This window comes from Halobacillus campisalis, from assembly GCF_030345335.1.
Classification (GTDB): Bacteria; Bacillota; Bacilli; order Bacillales; family Halobacillaceae; genus Halobacillus_A; species Halobacillus_A campisalis.
This window is the reverse complement of record NZ_JAPVRC010000018.1, coordinates 1-1,825: the sequence shown is the minus strand read 5'-3', so window position 1 is coordinate 1,825 and position 1,825 is coordinate 1. Positions and strand designations below refer to the sequence as shown.

4 protein-coding genes are annotated in these 1,825 nt (G+C 38.7%); all 4 read left to right on the top strand.

Annotated elements, in window-relative coordinates:
• Positions 1-645, top strand: a 645-nt coding sequence (locus O2Q26_RS18910; protein WP_289217302.1) for a replication initiation factor domain-containing protein, incomplete at its 5' end; no start/stop codon positions are given.
• Between the two features lie 239 nt (positions 646-884).
• Positions 885-1,088, top strand: a complete 204-nt coding sequence (locus tag O2Q26_RS18905; protein ID WP_289217301.1) for a ribbon-helix-helix domain-containing protein — start codon at positions 885-887, stop codon at positions 1,086-1,088.
• Positions 1,075-1,251, top strand: coding sequence for a hypothetical protein (locus O2Q26_RS18900; RefSeq protein WP_289217300.1), 177 nt, complete (start codon positions 1,075-1,077; stop codon positions 1,249-1,251). The genes O2Q26_RS18905 and O2Q26_RS18900 overlap by 14 nt, the downstream gene beginning before the upstream one ends.
• A 237-nt stretch (positions 1,252-1,488) precedes the next feature.
• The coding region (locus tag O2Q26_RS18895) for a hypothetical protein (RefSeq protein ID WP_289217299.1) at positions 1,489-1,825 on the top strand (337 nt) is incomplete at its 3' end.

Sequence of the window (1,825 nt, the reverse complement as noted above, 5' to 3'; positions counted from 1 at the left end):
AATCCTAGTAAATGCGACATAGAGGGTGCTGAGAAGGTTTTATCGACTATGAAGTACCCTAAGGTCAATAGGGTGGATATTGCGTTCGATTTTAAGGATGTGGACCTTTCTGCTTATCAATTTATTGACCAACTAGGAAGAAAAAGAAACAGCTGGTCAGATGGAGCCTTGAGACTAGAAACTTTATACATAGGAGCACCTCAGAGCGGTCTTAGGATAAGGATATATGATAAAGCTAGGGAACAAGGCCAAGAGGGTAACTGGTGGCGTGTGGAAGCTCAAATGCGTGGAGAATGGGTTAAATCAATAAATGGTGAGTTCAGAGATGAAAAAGGCGGTAATTTTAATATTAAACCATTTCTAATGGATCCATTTGAAGGATTGAGTATCAAAGTTCCTGATTTGCAAAAAGACGGTGTGACACTGCAAGAAAAGGCGTTAATTCACTATTTAGTTACTTTTCCTGAATCGTGGAATGAGTTATCAAAGCCCTCCAGGTTAAAATATAAAAAAATCCTCGCCAGAATGGAATCCAACGAGGAAATAGACTTATCGAAACTCTTCGCCAAAAAGAGAAACGACATTATGTATGATGTTCAAAAATGGCTCCGTATAGCCAAGAAAAATGATGTCATACAAGCATAATAACATATTTATTAAAGTTTAAGCGCAGTATTACCTTTGCAGGTGCTTAACGAGAGTTCCCTTGTGGCACCTCGTAGCACCTGCTAGGTAACTGCGCTATTTTAATGTGTTGCAAAATGATGCAAATTGATGTTAAAATGATGTTTAAGTTTATTAGGGAAGTAGCGATAAATAATTATGTGCCCATGATTACGCCGAGACCTTCCCTTCAAAAGTCCTACAACAAGGAGGAAAACAAAATGCCTGTTCGAGTAAATTCAAGGATATCTGATAGTTCTAACGAATGGTTAGATAAAAAATCAGAGGAAATGGCTCTTACTAAAAGCGCTTTGATCAATTTGGCTATCGAGAATTATATCAAAGAAAAGGAAGTAGTTCAGAACTTGCCGAAAATAGTGAGTGAGTTGGAGAGACAGGGGGTTAATTTAAATGATAGAGGTTGATATTCAAGAAAACGTGAGTGGGGGATATGAGGTTCTTACTAAGTTGCCAACCAGGGAGTTCAAAAAAGAGTTTTCGACAATGGATGGATTAGAGAGACACCTTAAATACTTAGAGTTTTACGCTGTATGGAAAGATATTGAGGTAGTGAAGTCATGCCAGTGAAAAGGAGAGCGCAGCGGTGCATTTACGTGGAAAAGTCCCCTAGTATATCCTAGCGCAGCGGTGGAAGGTAAGGTGCTTTTCCTTGCCTTCTAAGGATTGGGGTTACTAGGGGGCAAAGGTTCCATGTCAATGCCGACTGGGAACGGTGGGACAAGCTGAAAAAATCGTTAAAATTTACCCGGTCTCTGTAACACCGGGTTATGGGTAAAAACCTTTTACCTTTTAGGGGGAAAAATATTGCTCGTTGAAAATGTTTTGATTGATAATTTAGTTGTTGTTGGTGAAGATTCTGGAAAGTTTGCAAACAGAGTAAATAATTATTCGTTTTCGTATATCGAAAAAGTTACACCTAGTGCTTTTCCTTATCGAAAATCATTTCATTGTGAAGATGGTTCGTTCCTTCAGTGGACTGATGAACACAACGTAAAACCTATACGATTTGATTTTAATCCTAGTAAATGCGACATAGAGGGTGCTGAGAAGGTTTTATCGACTATGAAGTACCCTAAGGTCAATAGGGTGGATATTGCGTTCGATTTTAAGGATGTGGACCTTTCTGCTTATCAATTTATTG